The 17897-nt window shown below is 39.7% G+C and carries 13 protein-coding genes and 1 riboswitch; of the genes, 5 read left to right on the top strand and 8 right to left on the bottom strand.

What is annotated here, in order from left to right; translation table 11 throughout:
• The first annotated feature begins 3 nt into the window (after positions 1–3).
• Both ACY2A0_RS05415 and ACY2A0_RS05410 read left to right on the top strand, forming a co-directional pair.
• Positions 4–618, top strand: a complete 615-nt coding sequence (locus ACY2A0_RS05415; protein WP_461788537.1) for a hypothetical protein — start codon at positions 4–6, stop codon at positions 616–618.
• A gap of 2 nt (positions 619–620) precedes the next feature.
• On the top strand, positions 621–1751 hold the full coding sequence (locus ACY2A0_RS05410) for a cytochrome-c peroxidase (RefSeq protein WP_461788536.1): 1131 nt from the start codon (positions 621–623) through the stop codon (positions 1749–1751).
• Between the two features lie 272 nt (positions 1752–2023).
• Here ACY2A0_RS05410 and ACY2A0_RS05405 read toward each other — a convergent pair whose 3' ends face one another.
• The 5 genes from ACY2A0_RS05405 to murQ form a co-directional block, all read right to left on the bottom strand.
• Positions 2024–2977 carry a methylenetetrahydrofolate reductase gene (locus ACY2A0_RS05405; protein WP_461788535.1) on the bottom strand — a complete coding sequence of 318 codons (954 nt, stop codon included), beginning with the start codon at positions 2975–2977 and terminating at the stop codon, positions 2024–2026.
• A 257-nt stretch (positions 2978–3234) separates the two neighbouring features.
• On the bottom strand, positions 3235–6936 hold the full coding sequence (gene metH / locus ACY2A0_RS05400; protein ID WP_461788534.1) for a methionine synthase: 3702 nt from the start codon (positions 6934–6936) through the stop codon (positions 3235–3237).
• Between the two features lie 169 nt (positions 6937–7105).
• Positions 7106–7219, bottom strand: a riboswitch (SAM riboswitch).
• Between the two features lie 117 nt (positions 7220–7336).
• On the bottom strand, positions 7337–8092 hold the full coding sequence (locus ACY2A0_RS05395) for a Bax inhibitor-1/YccA family protein (RefSeq protein WP_461788533.1): 756 nt from the start codon (positions 8090–8092) through the stop codon (positions 7337–7339).
• Positions 8093–8130: 38 nt separating this feature from the next.
• Positions 8131–8703 carry a hypothetical protein gene (locus tag ACY2A0_RS05390; RefSeq protein WP_461788532.1) on the bottom strand — a complete coding sequence of 191 codons (573 nt, stop codon included), beginning with the start codon at positions 8701–8703 and terminating at the stop codon, positions 8131–8133.
• A gap of 67 nt (positions 8704–8770) precedes the next feature.
• The gene (gene murQ, locus ACY2A0_RS05385; protein WP_461788531.1) at positions 8771–9574 is read right to left on the bottom strand and encodes an N-acetylmuramic acid 6-phosphate etherase; all 804 of its coding nucleotides are present in this window, start codon (positions 9572–9574) and stop codon (positions 8771–8773) included.
• A gap of 165 nt (positions 9575–9739) precedes the next feature.
• Between murQ and ACY2A0_RS05380 the strand changes: the two genes are divergently transcribed.
• Complete coding sequence (locus tag ACY2A0_RS05380; protein ID WP_461788530.1) at positions 9740–11350, top strand: S41 family peptidase; 1611 nt, start codon at positions 9740–9742, stop codon at positions 11348–11350.
• Between the two features lie 291 nt (positions 11351–11641).
• Here ACY2A0_RS05380 and ACY2A0_RS05375 read toward each other — a convergent pair whose 3' ends face one another.
• Both ACY2A0_RS05375 and prfB read right to left on the bottom strand, forming a co-directional pair.
• Positions 11642–12562, bottom strand: coding sequence for an alpha/beta hydrolase (locus ACY2A0_RS05375; RefSeq protein ID WP_461788529.1), 921 nt, complete (start codon positions 12560–12562; stop codon positions 11642–11644).
• Between the two features lie 102 nt (positions 12563–12664).
• A protein-coding gene (gene prfB, locus ACY2A0_RS05370) for a peptide chain release factor 2 (RefSeq protein ID WP_461788528.1) occupies positions 12665–13739 on the bottom strand; the annotation gives its coding sequence in 2 pieces (ribosomal slippage) (positions 12665–13678 and positions 13680–13739; 1074 coding nt in all).
• Positions 13740–14237: 498 nt separating this feature from the next.
• Here prfB and ACY2A0_RS05365 point away from each other — a divergent pair.
• The gene (locus ACY2A0_RS05365; RefSeq protein WP_461788527.1) at positions 14238–14687 is read left to right on the top strand and encodes a hypothetical protein; all 450 of its coding nucleotides are present in this window, start codon (positions 14238–14240) and stop codon (positions 14685–14687) included.
• A gap of 48 nt (positions 14688–14735) precedes the next feature.
• On the opposite strand, the gene ACY2A0_RS05360 is transcribed toward ACY2A0_RS05365, so the two are convergent.
• Positions 14736–16037 (bottom strand): amidohydrolase, encoded by a 1302-nt coding sequence (locus tag ACY2A0_RS05360; RefSeq protein ID WP_461788526.1) that lies wholly within the window; start codon positions 16035–16037, stop codon positions 14736–14738.
• Positions 16038–16187: 150 nt separating this feature from the next.
• Here ACY2A0_RS05360 and pgi point away from each other — a divergent pair, with 150 nt between their 5' ends.
• The gene (pgi, locus tag ACY2A0_RS05355; protein ID WP_461788525.1) at positions 16188–17834 is read left to right on the top strand and encodes a glucose-6-phosphate isomerase; all 1647 of its coding nucleotides are present in this window, start codon (positions 16188–16190) and stop codon (positions 17832–17834) included.
• Positions 17835–17897 lie beyond the last annotated feature (63 nt).

Raw genomic sequence — 17897 nt, 5'->3', positions numbered from 1 at the left:
GATATGAAAAAGTTATTAATATTGTTTGTATTAACCGCTCTCTTTACCGCTTGTAAAAAAGACGAGCCATTAGCAAAAGAAGATTTATATCCTGCAGAGCCAGTTAGCGTGCCTTCGTCATCGGCTATTGCAGTGTTTCATCAGCCCATTTCGTTCTACCAAATGTATGTTTACCGTTACGATGCTGATACCAAGACTTGGAGTACTAGGATCGCTAGTCACTTCTCCACGGTTTCCACAAGCGATCCGAGTTTCATAGGTTTTACTAATCCTTACGTAGCGGACAGCGGCGTGGCCATGTTTGATATGGTACGTTTGTATAGTGCATACACTGGCACCACCAATATCAAGACGGTAGCTATCAATGCTGATCAAGTGCTACAGTTTTTCCCAGACTTTGTAGGCGCAAAGACGGGCATCGTTAAAATAAAAACACAAGATGTGATTTTAAAAAAATCAACTGGAGGTACCATTGCAATTGGTATGAGTGGTGGCGGTACTTACGACGAGAATACTAAAATTATGGATTTGAATGTGACTTTCAACGAAACTGCCGTTGGAGGTACCACACGCACCATTAAATACAAACTAAGTCCAATTGCATTAACCTTAAACTAATAATGAGAAGAACACTTTTTTTACTAGGCGCTATAGGTATTTTTGTTTGTAGCTCGGCCTTTTTACAGAATAAAGAATACACCGTAGCTCAATTAAGAGAGCTCTACAGCGGCGACCAAGCTAAATGGCCAAAACCTGAATTGCATGATGAAGCTAAAAAAGGCTTTAAGGACATTGGTTATTTAGGCCGTCCTACCTACCCAGTCGAAAATCCTTTTAACGCGGATAAAGAAAAGTTGGGAAAAATTTTATTCTTCGACCCTCGTCTATCTGTTTCGGGACAAATTGCTTGTGCCTCTTGCCATGATCCTGAATTGGGTTGGGGCGATGGAAAACGTGTAGCCTACGGACATAGCAGGCAAACCGGTAAGCGCAATGCCATGACTTTATTAAACGTTGGTTTCTATGAAAAACTTTTCTGGGATGGTCGTGCTATGAGTCTGGAAGATCAGGCTAGATTCCCTGTTGCTGACCACGTAGAGATGAATACCGACCTGAAAGTAATGGTGGAAAACGTAACTAAAGTGGCCGGTTACAAGCCGTTGTTTGCGAAAGCTTTTGGTACCGAAGAAGTAACTTTGGATAAAATTCAGAAGGCGATCGCTACCTTTGAGAGAAGCGTAGTGAGTACCAATAGCCGTTTTGATTCCTTTGTGAAAGGTAATAGCAAGATGCTGAAAGATGATGAGGTAATGGGTTTACACCTTTTCCGTACTAAGGCTGGCTGTATCAATTGCCATAACACGCCTCTGTTTAGTGATAACAAGTTCCATAACGATGGGCAGGCTTTATTAGGTTCTCGAATGGAGGATTTAGGCAGATATAATGTAACCAATAACTTGAAAGATATCGGTTCATTTAAAACACCTTCTTTACGCGAAACTAACATTACTGGTCCATGGATGCACCACGGTAATTTTCCATCGTTGAAAGATGTGATTGAGTTTTATAATCTTGGTAATCCGGTAAGCTATCAGAAGGCGCATGTCATCCCTGATTCGTTGAAAAATCCAAAATCAGCGATGTTAAAAAAATTAAACTTAACTTTAACGGAACAAGCGCAATTGGAAGCATTTTTAAAATCAATAAGCACTCAGGTGCAAAAAATTATGCCTCCTAAATTACCAGAATAAGTTAACGCTTAAAATATGGAAATTTTAGTACCAGAAACAGGATTGCTCATTTGGAATATAGTTTGTCTTGTATTCGTTATAATGATGTTTTACGCCTTATATTTAGCGATAAAATTACTTCGCAAGAAGTTGAGCGAATAATCTCAAAATAAAAAGCATGGACATTAAATCCATGCTTTTTATTTATTGGGGAAAATAATTGTCCATCAATACATTTAGGACAAACTTCTATCTAAATGGCATCGCCAATAGAGCCTTAATTTACACTCATCCTAAAATACCGCCTTGGCAATCTCTTTAGTTTGATCTGGCTTACCCATCGTGTAAAAATGTAATACTGGTGCGCCAAATTCAATTAATTCTTTACACTGCTTAATCATGGCGTGTGTGCCTATTTCCCTCGCTTCGGCATTGTTTTTAGCATGCGATAAAGCTTCTGTTAATTCATCTGGCAAATCAATGTGGAATATCTTAGGCAAAGCATTGATTTGACCCAACGTACTAATTGGCTTTAAACCGGGAATAATTGGAACATTAATTCCGTTATCTCTGCATTTCTGCACAAATTCGAAATACTTTTGGTTATCGAAAAACATCTGCGTTACGATAAATTCGGCTCCCAAGTCTACTTTTTGCTTCAAATATTTGAAATCCGTATTTAAGTTGGGCGCTTCAAAATGTTTCTCTGGATATCCAGCAACGCCGATACAAAAATCGCTTTTAAAGGTTTCTACATCTTCATGCAAAAACTTGCCTTCGTTATGGTTTTTAATGTGCTGAATCAAATCGGTGGCATAAGCGTGGCCTCCCGGTGTAGGCACAAATGAACTATCAGCCTTGCGAGCATCTCCTCTTAGGGCCAATACGTTATCGATACCTAAAAACTGTAAATCGATTAGGGCATTTTCAGTTTCTTCTTTTGTAAATCCGCCGCAAATTAAGTGCGGTACGGCATCAATTTTATATTTATGGATAATGGCTGCGCAAATGGCAATGGTTCCCGGACGTTTGCGGTAGGAAACCTTTTGCAGCAAACCGTTTGGATGTTCCTTATAGATGTAATCCTCCCTTAACGAGGTAACATCTATAAAAGGTGGTTCAAACTCAAGCAAAGGCTCTATTCCGTTGTAAATCCAATCGATACCCTGCCCTTTGATTGGCGGTAGTAACTCGAAAGAGAATAGCGTTTTACCTTTTGCGTTTTTAATATGTTCTGTAATCTTCATTGTTGTTTGGTTTAGCGCTGTCATGCTGAGGAAGAAGCTTCTATCTCTTATTAGCGCTTAATCTTTAGTATGTCATCGTTAAGAAACGTCCAATTTTCATTTCTGTGTCTATTTTTTACGTCATTGCGAGGCACGAAGCAATCTTACAACAAAATATAAACAAAACAATCGCTTTAGGATTGCTTCGTGCCTCGCAATGACGATTTGTTAATCTCTTTTCATCACTAGCGGATAATTCTTTCCACTCTGGGCGACAATTAGTAAGAAAGGTTAGGTGCTAGCCAACGCTCTACTTCTTCTACGCTCAAATTTTTCCTCAAAGCATAATCTTCTATTTGTTCCTTGTCTATTTTTCCCAATCCAAAATAGCGTGACTCCGGATGAGAGAAATAAAAGCCACTCACCGCTGCGGTTGGATACATGGCATAGCTTTCCGTCAATTTCAGTCCAATTTTCTCCTCCGCTTCAAGCAGTGCGAACAAAGTGCCTTTTTCCGTATGTTCAGGGCAAGCTGGATAACCTGGTGCTGGGCGAATACCTGCATATTGCTCTTTAATCAGCTCATCATTGGATAGGTGCTCATCTTTCGCATAACCCCAGTATTCTTTACGCACCAATTCATGTAACTTTTCAGCAAACGCCTCCGCTAAACGATCAGCCAAAGCTTTCACCATAATGCTATTGTAGTCATCGTGGTTTTTTTCATATTCAGCTACTAGCTCATCACAGCCAATGCCTGCTGTTAAAGCAAAACCACCAAAATAATCTTGTTTGCCACTAGCTGCGGGTGCAATAAAATCCGACAGTGCATAATAAGGTTGGCCGTCTACTTTCTCAGCCTGTTGGCGCAACGTATGAATAGTAACCCATTCAGAATTGCCATTTTTAAGCTCTGCGGTTTTTGTTAACTCAGAACTTTGAACCGCTAACTGGATATCATCACCTATAGCTTGTGCCGGCCAAAAACCAAACACCGCTTTTGCTTTCAGTAATTTTTCATCAACAATACGTTTCAATAAAGCTTGCGCATCGTCAAATAACTTAGTGGCTTCAGCACCCACATTTTTGTCCTCAAAAATTCTCGGATAACTTCCTTTCAATTCCCAAGTATGGAAAAAAGGTGTCCAATCGATGTAGGGCAAAAGCTCTGCTAAAGGATAATCATCTAGCACTTTTGTACCGGTAAATGTTGGTGCAGGTGCAATTTGTGATAAGTCAATTTGGAATTTATTCGCCCTAGCTTCTTCCAAAGTTTTGAAACGCTTATCCGAACGCTTGTTTAAATGTGCTTCCCGAGCCTTATCGTATTCGGCCTTAATTTGGTCTACATAGCCCTGTTTAAGTTCGCCGTTCATTAACGTACTGCAAACCGTCACACTCCTTGAAGCATCTAAAACGTGAATTGCCGGACCCGAATAGTGAGGTGCAATTTTAACCGCTGCGTGAATTCTAGAGGTGGTTGCTCCGCCAACAATTAGCGGAATAGTAAAGCCTTCACGTTCCATTTCTTTGGCAAAGTGTACCATCTCATCCAATGATGGCGTAATCAAGCCGCTTAAACCTATAATATCGGCATTAATTTCTTTGGCTTTTTTAATGATTTCTTGCGCAGGAACCATCACGCCCATATCCACAATTTCGAAGTTGTTGCAAGCTAAAACTACACCTACAATGTTCTTTCCAATATCGTGTACATCGCCTTTAACCGTAGCAAGTAGCACTTTCCCAGCTGATGAACTTTGGCCTGCATCCGGATTGGCCCTTTTCTCCTCCTCAATAAATGGTAGGAGATACGCCACAGCTTTTTTCATTACCCTAGCGGATTTTACTACTTGGGGCAAGAACATTTTTCCGGCACCAAACAAATCTCCAACAATATTCATCCCATCCATTAGTGGGCCTTCAATTACCTGTAAAGGTCGGTCGTACTTTTGACGGGCTTCTTCCACATCATCATCTAAAAACTCTACAATGCCCTTCACTAAAGAGTGCGATAGTCTTTCTTCAACTGAGGCCTTTCTCCAAGCTTCATCCTTCACTACCGCTTTGCCTTTATTTTTAACGGTTTCCGCAAACTCCACTAAGCGCTCGGTGGCATCATCCCTACGATTAAGTAGTACGTCTTCTACTTGTTCCAAGAGTTCAGGCTCAATTTCTTCGTAAACTTCCAACATACCAGCGTTTACAATACCCATATCCAAGCCAGCTTTAATAGCATGGTACAAAAATGCGGAGTGCATCGCCTCACGTACTACGTTATTCCCTCTGAAAGAAAATGAAATATTCGAAACACCTCCGCTAACTTTTGCGTGAGGTAAGTTTTGTTTAATCCAGCGGGTAGCTTCAATAAAGTCTACCGCATAATTGTTATGCTCTTCTAGGCCTGTTGCGACCGTTAAAATATTAGGGTCGAAAATAATGTCTTGAGGAGGAAAACCAATCTCGTTAACTAAAATATCGTAACTGCGTTTGCAGATTGCTATACGTCTATCGTAATTGTCAGCTTGCCCTTGCTCATCAAACGCCATTACAACAACTGCGGAGCCATAACGCATAATTTTACGAGCATTGGCTTTAAAAACTTCTTCTCCTTCTTTTAAGGAAATGGAATTCACGATGCCTTTGCCTTGTAAACATTTCAAGCCTGCTTCTATTACGGTCCATTTAGATGAATCCACCATAATTGGCAACTTAGCGATATCAGGTTCTGATGCAATTAAATTCAGAAATTTGGTCATTGCCGCTTCCGAATCAATCATCCCCTCGTCCATGTTTACGTCAATGATTTGCGCACCGCCTTCCACTTGCTGCAATGCCACAGCTAATGCCGCCTCATAGTCATCTCCTAAAATCAATTTAGCAAATTTGGGCGATCCAGTGATATTGGTACGCTCACCAACATTCACGAAAATACTTTCGGGAGTGATGGTTACGGGTTCCAATCCGCTCAAGCGTAAATGAGGTGCGATGGTTGGAATTTTTCTAGGATTGGCTTTTGCTGCTTTTTTAGCGATGCAACCAATATGATCTGGCGTCGTTCCGCAACAACCACCTACAATGTTTACAAAACCAGAAGTGATAAAATCATCTACCAAATGAGCCGTTTCATGTGGCATTTCATCATAAGCGCCAAATTCATTAGGTAAGCCGGCATTTGGATACGCTGAAACATAGCATTCCGCTTTAGCCGCCAGTTCCTCAATGTGAGGTCGCATTTCTTTTGCGCCTAATGCACAGTTAAATCCAATACTTAAAGGTTTTGCATGTGCCACCGAATTTAAAAAAGCTTCTGCTGTTTGACCAGACAAAGTCCTTCCCGAGGCATCGGTAATCGTGCCTGAGATCATAATCTCTAGCTTTTTGCCAACTACTTCTTCATATTGCTTAATGGCTGCAATGGCCACTTTTGCATTCAGCGTGTCGAAGATGGTTTCTATCAATAGTACATCGGCACCACCATCTACCAGGCCTCTTATCTGTTCGTAATATGCATCAAAAAGCTCATCATAGGAGATGGCTCTGAAGCCAGGGTCGTTTACGTCAGGAGAAAGTGAGAGTGTGCGATTGGTGGGGCCAATAGCTCCTGCCACAAAACATTTCCTATCGGGATGCTCGGCCATGAATTCAAAGGTAGCTTCCTTTGCAATTTTAGCACCTTCATAGCTCAGTTCATAGCTCAGTTCTTCCATTTGATAATCGGCCATGGAAATACGCTGCGTACTGAAGGTATTAGTTTCTATGATATCAGCACCTGCTGCTAAATATTCCTTATGGATAGCCTTAATGATATCTGGGCGGGTGATATTTAACAAATCGTTATTTCCCTTTACATCGCAAGGGTGATTAGCAAATCTTTGCCCACGAAAATCTTCTTCCGTTAGGGTGTAACGCTGAATCATGGTGCCCATGGCGCCATCAATAATCAAAATACGTTTTTCTAGTTCTTCTCTAATGCTCATTTGTTTCTAGTAGCAAGTAGCTAGTATCGAGTATCAAGATTTTTAGATAGTTCGACCCAACTTCAGATAGTAAGAGATTAAAGTATAAACAAAATTGTCTTGATACTTGATACTTAATACCTGATACTTAAAAAGCCTACAAAAAAGTCGGAAATAGATATTCCTCATAAACTTATCTTCTCTCGCTCCCGAACATTCGGGACTGGATTAGAAATTAGCACCTTGTTGGCACAGGTTGCTAAGACTTCGTTGGGTCTATTCCCTCCGTCTTTCTTAATAAGCACTGCAAAGGTGCAACATCCGCTTATCATTTCCAAAAATATCAGCAACACAGCCAAATAAAATTACAAAGGCCATGCAAATTTGCACGGCCTTCGGTATAAAATTTTGCGAGATGAGCTTACTTCCTACTTCCAAAAATGCGTAATAAGAAAAGAAAGATATTCAGAAAGTCTAGATATAACGACAATGCAGCTACAATAGCCATCTTTTTGCTCTCTACTTGCAATGCTTGCTCTCCGTTTGTTTCCAAGCCTTCACCTATCCTTTTAATTTTCTGTACATCATAAGCGGTTAAAGCCGTAAACACCGCGATTCCGATAAAGGCCATCACCAAGCTAAATTGTTCACTTTGGATAAACATATTAATCAAACTTGTAATAACGAGGCCAATAACGCCAATCATCAAAATCGGCCCAAACTTACTTAAATCAATATTGGTAGTGTAACCCATAAATGCCATAATGCCAAATATGCCAGCAGCAGCTGCAAAACAACTTACAACAGAACCTGAAGTATATGCCAAAAGGATAAAGCTTAAGCTAACACCTGTAAGTACAGAATATAAGATAAAAATACCTACTAATGCACCATATGACAATCTACTCAGCCCAAACCCCATGGTCAACACTAAACCCAGCGGAGCAAACATAGCGATATATCCTAGAATAGACATGCCGCCTTTGCCCGTTTCCGGATTAAAGGTAATTAAATATTGCATTAAGCCTTCGTTAGTGCTAAATAGATAAGCAGCAATAGTAGATAAGCTTAACGCCACAAACATCCAAGTGAAAACATTAGCGAAGAATTTTTTAGAAACGGAGCGCTCTTTTACAAAAACAGAGTGATCCTGATATTGATAATTTTGTTGTTCCATTATTAATTTAAAATTGGTTAACGGTTAAAAGTACAACTTTAGTTTAACCTTTTAGTCAGTACTTCTTCAACTTTTTTGTAAAACTGCAGTGGCTTAAGCTTTCTCCAGTGCAAATCGTCGAGCTGGCCGCCAAAGTTAATGTAGTAGTCAATGTTGTTGCCCCTAAACTCTCTGATGACATGCTCATTAAAGTTGATTCCGGCAATCCAACCTTCCTCATCATCTACTTCTTGAAACCATTCTTCGTAATAGCTGTCGTCAGAAGCATGAAAATTCAAGATGTTTTCGCCAATTAAGATAAATTTGCTGATACCTTCATCCATCATCAGCTCAATAATCTCTCTCTTCAAGATCATGATGTCGTTGGTGATGGCATCATTCCACTCACCAATAAACTCAATAATGGCGTATTGCCTTTCGTAATCGGCGTAAAGAACCTTAATATAAAGGGTATTCGATCCAAAAGTATCCCACTGGGGGTGGATCAGGTAATTATAGAGTTGCTTATCGTAATAAAATTCCGAATATTCGGTATTGAAAAATGGCGAACGCTCATCCTCAGCGGCAATGTAGTCGTCTCTCCACTGATAATATGGTTCAATTTCGTGCATAAAGCGAAATTACGATTTTACATTTCTATACCTAACAATCGTAATTCTAAAATCGTAATTTGTCAATCTATTTGCTTGCTTCTACAGCTTTGCGTACGCTTCCGTATTTGATCAATAGTTCAGCAGCTTGCTCTTCGCTAATGTTTAACTCTTCCATCACCATGTGCGTGCCTCTGTCTACCAATTTATGGTTAGTGAGCTGCATGTCAACCATTTTATTGCCTTTAACGCGGCCAAGTTGAATCATCACGGTAGTGCTTAACATGTTCAACACTAATTTTTGTGCCGTTCCTGATTTCATGCGGGTTGAGCCAGTAAGAAACTCCGGGCCCACAACTACTTCTACAGGGAAATCTGATTCGGCAACTACGGGGCCACCTTGGTTGCAGATAATACAACCAGTAAGCACACCATGTTTACGAGCGGTATTTAGGCCTCCAACTACATATGGCGTAGTGCCCGATGCGGCTAATCCTACTAAACAATCTTTTTCATTAATTTCATATTCCTGCAAATCTTTCCATGCTTGCTCCGCATCATCTTCAGCAAATTCAACAGCTTTTCTAATGGCAGTATCGCCACCAGCAATTATTCCAACAACCCAGTCAAAAGGAACACCAAAAGTTGGAGGACATTCTGAAGCATCAACTACGCCCAAACGACCACTTGTGCCTGCGCCAATATAAAACAATCTGCCGCCTTGTTTCATGCGTTCTGCAACTGCCGAAGCCAATTGTTCAATTTGTGGCAACGATTTTTCAACTGCTAATGGAACTAACTTATCTTCGTTGTTGATGTTTGCTAAGATTTCCATTACCGACATTTTGTCAATGTCTTTATATTTAGATTCCTGCTCGGTTATTCTTTTCATTGAAAGGTTTAATAGATCAAGTGTTCTTACAAAGTTACAGATAACCGCAATTTCTTGCAAGAGTTTTCAAATATCTGCAAAAGTTTTTAAAAAACTAAATGCTAATTTAAACGTTCTTTTTAATAGACAAAGTAATTTTTGCTAACTTTGCATTACCCAAAACTAATGAAAAAAAGTACTCGCCTCAATATATTAATTGCGTTGGCTTATTGTGTAACGTTAATTGGCGGTATGTATTTGGGTTTCAAATTCTTAAAAGATCAAGGTTTTCAGGTCGATAAAGATGTAAGATACGCTAACACCGAGGAGGGAAAAGTTGACGATATCATACACATCATTAAAAAAAAATACGTAGACGATGTTAATGCAGACAGTTTAAAACATTTGCCAATTGACAGTTTATTGCATCAACTAGATCCTCATAGTGTTTATTTGCCACCAACGGACGCTTTCGAACTGGCTGAAGATTTGGACGGAAATTTTGAAGGGGTTGGCGTAGAATACTATATTTTAAATGACACCTTGTTGGTTACTAATGTGCTTAAAGATGGGCCCGCCTATGCTAGTGGAATTAAGTCTGGCGATAAAATTCTTAAAGTAGATACTAATGTAGTGAGTGGCCGCTTTTTACCAAGATCGGCGATGATGGGTAAAATAAAAGGGAAAAAGGGAACCACAGTACAATTAACCATACAACGCCAGGGAGTAGCTAGTCCGTTACTTTTTAACATTAAAAGAGGTAAGGTAGAGTTAAGTAGTATTGATGCAGCTTACATGATCAATGCCGAAACGGCATACGTAAGAATTGGAAAATTTGGGGCTACCACCGATGCTGATTTTACTAATGCTATTAAATCCTTAAAAGCAAAGGGGATGAGAAAAATGGTGTTGGATTTAAGAGATAACGGTGGCGGATATTTAACTGCCGCTACTGCCTTAGCTAATCAGTTTTTCCCTGAAAATAAACTTGTAGTTTACACGGAAGGTAAACACGATCCACGTACAGAATATTTCACTACCGGCGGTGGTGAGTTTGAGCAGGGCAAACTGGCAGTGCTAATTAATGAAAATTCCGCTTCTGCGAGTGAAATTTTTGCAGGCGCTATACAGGACTTGAAACGAGGTATAATCATTGGTCGCCGTTCTTTTGGCAAAGGATTGGTGCAGGAACAATTTGCTTTCGAAGATGGTTCGGCATTGAATTTAACCATTGCTAGGTATTACACTCCGCTAGGACGTAGCATCCAGAAATCATACAAAAAAGGTTATAAAGCTTACCAGCAAGATATTGAGAACCGCCTTAATAGTGGCGAGCTAACTGCCGAATCGCAAAAAGCAGATAGTTTAATGAACCAAATGCCTTACATCACCAAAGATGGAAGAAAGATTTTTGCAGGCGGTGGGATACAGCCAGATATTTACGTAAAGTTGGATACTTCAGGATACAATGCTTTTTATGCGACGCTGTTGCAGAAGAAGGTTTTCATTGACTTTGTATTTGAAACGCTTGCGGACAGGTATACCGCAGATTATCTCAATAAAAATATGAGTGTTTTTAGCATAACAGATAAGGATTACGTTGATTTCTTAAAATATGCTGAAGCCAAAAAAATTAAAATCGATACTAAGCAGTTAATTGCTGCAAAACCCTTGATTTATAAAAACCTCAAGTTGATGCTCTGCAAATACTATTTGGGAGATGCAGGCTACTACAGGGCACATAATCAAAGCGATCCAATGATTAAGCAGGCAATGAATTATTTGGCTACAAATTAAATTGCATATGCCTGCTCCGTAGGTTTCTTTCAAAGAAAATGCTTTAGCTTATTAACCCCGAGTTCGATTATTAATTCACTGATAATTAGCTGTAAAATACTGTATGTTGTTGTAAGTCAAGTAATTGATATGATTCAGGTTGTTACTGCAACCAGAGTACTGCAAAGCGCTCTAAAACACCATTAAAAACAAACGAAAATTTGTTAGAAAATAAGAACCGAAAACTAGCTGAACGAAGATTTGAAGCGCTATCGCTAGCAAATAGCATGATTCTCTTATTCCGAACTCACGTTAGTTCAAAAATTTATTCGTTTGTAACCAGTTTTTCAAGCGATCAAACCAAATGTCATTGGTCGTTTTGTTGTACAGTCCAAACCCATGGCCCCCAGCTTGGTAGATATGCATTTCAGCAGCTACACCATTCTTTACTAAAGCTTCGTTGTATCTCAAACTATTTTGCACCGGTACTGATTTGTCATCATTAGCATGTACCAAAAACGTCGGCGGAGTTTGGTTGGTCACCTGTCTTTCAGAAGAAAAATATTTACGTTGTACGTCGGTTGGATTTTCTCCTAGTAGCCTAGTCACCGAACCTGCATGGGCATACTGTCCGAAACTAATTACGGGATAAACCAAAATGGAAAAATCTGGTCGTAGGCTGATATTTTCTTGATTTTCAATTTTCATATCAGCAAAGTGGGTACTAGCGCTTGATGCTAAATGTCCTCCAGCCGAAAAACCCATAATTCCAACTTTGTTGACATTAATACCCCAAACCGCGGCATTTTTACGAACTAAATAAATGGCTTGCAGTGCATCTTGTAACGGCCCCAAGGTTTTGTCGTTCATAATTAAATCGCTAGGCAAACGATACTTAAGCACAAAAGCAGTGATGCCCATTTCCTGAAAACGCTTTGCTACTAAAAAGCCCTCTTTTTCTATAGCTAATATGCTATAACCTCCACCCGGACAAATAATTACCGCAGTGCCATTTGGTTTTTCTGGTTTGTAAACATACAATTCAGGTTTTGATACTTTTCCAGTTCGTACCACAGCATCTTTTCCTGTAATTGTTTCCTCAATATAATCAGCAGGAGTGGGTTTAGCACCAGGTACAGCGCTGCCATACAAAGAGATCGCCTGTTGGGCATTTGCGTTCATCGCTAATATCAATAGAAAGGTTAATAGGCCAAAGGCTTTATATTGTTTCATCGCTTAATTATTGTGTAGGTGGCATCAAATCTTAAAAGTCAACATTTATTTATAATTATCAAACTATTTATCTTCATTTCAGATGCCGCTTTGGCGGATAAATTAAAATTCCATCAAGTAAGCCTTTAAAAACTCATTGATCTCACCGTTTAACACGGCATCAGGGTTAGATGTTTGATAATTCGTTCGGTGATCTTTAACTCGTCTATCATCCAGCACGTAACTTCTAATTTGAGATCCCCACTCTATCTTCATTTTGCTACCTTCAATGGCAGCCGTCGCTTCCATGCGTTTGCGCATTTCTATCTCATATAATTGAGATTTTAATAGACGAATGGCATTTTCTTTATTCTGTAGTTGCGATCGCGACTCTTGGTTTTTGATAATAATACCAGAAGGCTTGTGGTACAAACGCACCGCCGTTTCCACCTTATTTACGTTCTGTCCGCCAGCGCCACCAGCTCTAAAGGTTTCAAACTCGATATCTGCAGGATTTACTTCAATGGTAATGGTGTCATCCACTAACGGGTAAACATAAACCGATGCGAAAGAAGTATGACGACGAGCGTTGGAATCAAAAGGTGAAATACGCACCAAACGATGTACCCCATTTTCGCCCTTCAAATAACCGTAAGCAAACTCACCGCTAATCTCTAAAGTAACCGTTTTTACACCTGCTACATCACCCTCCTGATAATCTTGTTCACTCACCTTGTAGCCATTTTTCTCTGCCCACATCAAATACATACGCATCAGCATGCTCGCCCAATCGCAACTTTCGGTGCCTCCTGCGCCAGCAGTAATTTGTAGTACGGCATTTAACTGATCTTCCTTGCTGTTCAGCATGTTTTTCAATTCCAGTTCTTCCACGGTTTTTAACGCCAGTTGATATTGCTCTTCTACTTCTTCTTCGGTCGCATCACCACTTTGCTGGAAATCATAAAGCACAGCGGTATCTTCATAAGCAGCATTGGCCTGCGCAAATCCTTCTGTCCACTTCTTTTTACTGCTAATTTGAGCTAAAACTTGCTCTGCTTTTTTTGGATTGTCCCAAAAATTAGGATCGAGGCTAATTTTTTCTTCCTCGCTTATTTGGTATAAAAGTTCATCGAGGTCAAAGATACCCCCTCAGAGAAGCTAGTCTATCTCTTAAATCTTGTAACTGTTCTTTAGTCATGAGGACAAATATACGTTAATAGGTTGTAATGTTGGAAAGCTGATAGTGGAGAAATCACTATGTTTTCTGAAGCGGAGTGCCAAAGGTTTTGAAAAGCAGTTGCAGTAGTTCTTAGGTACCGATAGTCCCGTCATTCGCTACAATCTTTTTGTTTAATTCCATCCAGGCACTCCGAACGTAGAGAGAAATCTAAGGCTAAGTGATACCAACTAAGATTTCTCCTCCTACCTCGTCGAAATGACGCTACAAAAAGGATTTCCGCTGCTGCCAGGTTTATTTAACAAACAGCATTGCAGCAACTTTGTCAATCCTAATATGTGACTTGCCTAAAAGGATTGACAAAGTCCAATACCAGCTTTGCGTTCTTCTCGTAACTCCCTCGTTTCTTTGCGTTAAAAATTAACCGTAAAGGTTTAAACAAGCTTTCGCAAAGTACCTTTAAAAACTGTATGTTTATATTTATCTTGCTAATCGACGAATGTGATGATATAAGACATTATGTATTGGATATTACTTTTAATTTTAGGTTTGATATTATTTGCCTATGTTCCAGATTTTTTCGCCAAGAAAACAAGTGAAAAATGGGTAAATCCAGATATTGCAATAAAGGACTTTATAAATGTTGTAGCTACTCCCGTTGAGGGTATTGCAAGAAAGAAAACTTCATTAAAGTATGATATAGAAGACATTTTTAAATGTTGGGAAATATACCTTACTGCCCTGACCGCAACGGAATTAAAATCTTTAGAAGCCAGTCTTCGTTTGATTTATACCCAAAAAAATTTTTTTGTTAATGACGATATCGCTGAAAACATCAACAAGATTTATTTAAATCACGAAACTTCACAAGGGCATGTCGAATTAGAGAGTTTTTATAAACAACTTAAAATAAATGAACTTAATGATGAGTTTTCTTCTCTGATACATCGTCTACATAATAATATATAAGTCACCTAGATATAGATTGATCTCGTTCGTTCTTCTAAAATCATTAGACTATTGCCTCTTCATCCCCATATAATCCAGCGTCAAATTACACAAAGCTTTTACCCCCAAATCAAAACTACCTTCATCAATAAAAAAATCCGGCGTATGGTGCGATGGTGCTTTCAGTGGATCTTGTCCCTTAGGCATAGCGCCCAAAAAAAAGAACAGTCCGGGAACCTTTTCCTGATAAAAGGAAAAATCCTCTGCGCCTGTTACTGGTGGTTTTAATTTCACATTATCTGCACCTGCAGTAAATTTTAGCGTAGGCAGCATTTTTTCTGTTAAAGCAATGTCGTTAAACGTAACGGGGTAATGTGCGCTATATGGAATTTTCACTTCAGCAGTAGCTCCAGCAGCTTCAGCGGTTTTAGTGGCAATAGTTTTAATTCGTTCAATAAACATCGCCTCATCTTCATTGGTAAAAGTTCTTACAGTGCCAAGCATCTCCACTTTCTCTGGAATAATGTTCGATCTTACACCACCTTGTATGCTGCCTATTGTCACTACGCCGGGATTTTCAGTTAAGTTCAGGTTCCTACTTACAATGGTTTGTAGGTTGTTTACAATTTGCGCCGAAACTACAATCGGATCAATACTGCTCCAAGGATAAGCACCGTGCGCCTGCCTTCCCATTACCGTAATTTTCATGTCGTTAACGCCAGCCATGGTGCCGCCAGGTTTGTAGGTTAATTGCCCTACAGGCGTTTGTGAGTTAATGTGAAGTCCAAAAATCACATCTACTTTAGGATTTTCCAATACGCCTTCTTTTACCATCAGCTCGGCTCCACCTTCCTCACCAACTGGCGCACCTTCTTCTGCAGGCTGGAAAATAAATTTCACGGTACCTGCCAAATCTTTTTTCATGCCCGCAAGCACTTCGGCAACACCCATCAAAATAGCTACATGCGAATCATGCCCGCAAGCATGCATCACACCCACTTGTTGTCCGTTATATACTGCTTTCACTTTGGAAGCAAAAGGCAAGTTTCCACGTTCTGTAACAGGTAAGGCATCCATGTCTGCCCGTAAAGCCACAACCGGACCAGGTTTAGCACCTTTTAAGATGCCTACCACACCAGTTTTAGCAACTTTCGTTTTTACTTCCAAGCCCAAAGCTTGCAGGTGCTTGGCAATAATTTCAGCAGTTCTGTTTTCGCTGTTTCCAAGTTCTGGGTTTTGATGGAAATCTCTGCGCCAGTCGATAACTTTTTGGGTAATAGTTGCTGTCCGTTTAGCTGCATCAGCTTTTAGGTTGCTTTGGGCTGTTGCAAACAATGGCAAAACGGTGCTCAGTAATAGAAGCTTCTTCATGTTGGTTAGTTAGGTTGATACAAGATAGTTATTTTAGCTATAGATACATCAATGATTTTCATCCTTTGCTAATTATGCTAAAAAATCTATATCTGTGTGTCTGTGGCTTTTTAAATTTGTATTTTTACCACATACTAAAAATATCATCTTATGTTGCCAAAAATCAATTTTACTACTACCAAGGCCTATCAATATTTAGCCGATCATTATATCGATATCAACCAAACCGATATGAAAACGCTTTTTGCGGAAGATCCGGAGCGTTTCAATAAGTTCTCTATTGTGTTTGAAGAGATCCTAGTAGATTACTCTAAAAACAGAATCACCGATGAAACTATGGCACTTTTGGTGCAGTTGGCTAAAGAGTGTAAGTTGGATGAAGCAATTAAAGCCATGTTCAGTGGCGAGAAAATCAACGAAACTGAAGGAAGGGAAGTATTACATATCGCTTTGCGCAACCAAAGTAATTCACCAATTTTTGCTGATGGAAAAGATGTAATGCCAGAGGTAAACGCTGTACTTGCTAAAATGGAGAAATTTAGCAATGCAATTATCTCTGGAGAGTGGAAAGGTTATACCGGTAAAGAAATTACTGATGTGGTAAACATTGGTATTGGCGGTTCTGATTTGGGCCCGGTAATGGTTACTGAGGCTTTAAAACACTACAAAACCCGATTGAACTTGCATTTTGTTTCTAATGTGGATGGTACCCACATTGCCGAAACTTTAAAAGCAGTAAACCCTGAAACTACATTGTTTTTAGTGGCCTCTAAAACTTTCACTACACAGGAAACAATGAGCAATGCCAATACCGCCAGAGAATGGTTTTTGGAACAAGGCGCAAGCGAAGCAGATATCGCCAAACATTTTGCCGCACTTTCTACTAATGCTAAAGATGTTGCTGCCTTTGGTATTGATACCGAAAACATGTTTGAGTTTTGGGATTGGGTTGGCGGTCGTTATTCGTTATGGAGTGCTATCGGATTATCTATTTCGTTAGGCATTGGTTTTGATAATTTCAAACAGTTATTAGCGGGTGCACACGCTACGGACAAGCATTTCGCGGAAACTTCATTTGAACAAAATGTGCCAGTTATTTTGGCGCTTTTAGGCGTTTGGTACATTAATTTCTTTGGTGCCGAAACACAAGCTATTTTGCCTTATGATCAATATTTACATCGCTTTGCGGCATATTTCCAACAAGGTGATATGGAAAGTAACGGGAAATACGTGGATAGGAATGGAGAGATTGTAATGTATGAAACAGGGCCGGTAATTTGGGGTGAGCCAGGAACTAACGGGCAGCATGCTTTCTATCAGCTGATTCACCAAGGTACTAAACTCATCCCGTCTGATTTTATCGCTCCGGCGCAGAGCTTAAATCCAATTGGTGAACATCATCCTATTTTGCTTTCTAACTTTTTTGCACAAACAGAAGCTTTAATGAATGGTAAAGATGAGGAAGAGGTGGTAGCGGAATTGAGTAAAGCTGGTAAAACCCACGAGCAAATATCGAAATTGGCACCTTTTAAAATTTTTGAGGGCAACCGTCCAACCAATTCTATTTTGTTGAAGAAAGTTACACCTTACAGTTTGGGTAGCTTAATTGCCATTTACGAACACAAGATCTTTGTACAAGGGATCATCTGGAATATTTTTAGTTTCGATCAGTGGGGGGTAGAGCTAGGTAAACAATTGGCTCAGAAAATTCAGCCTGAGCTTAAAGATGCTTCTCCGGTAACTTCTCATGATGCATCAACTAATGGATTGATCAATCAATACAAAAATTGGAGATAAGCTGAAGTATTTCCAATAATAGGTGTCACTTTGAGCTTGTCGAAACGTTTTTTGCAGATCGTC

The organism is Pedobacter sp. (assembly GCF_965249885.1).
Lineage (GTDB): Bacteria > Bacteroidota > Bacteroidia > Sphingobacteriales > Sphingobacteriaceae > Pedobacter.
Note: the sequence above shows the minus strand (reverse complement) of the source record. Positions and strands in the feature narration are given on the sequence as shown.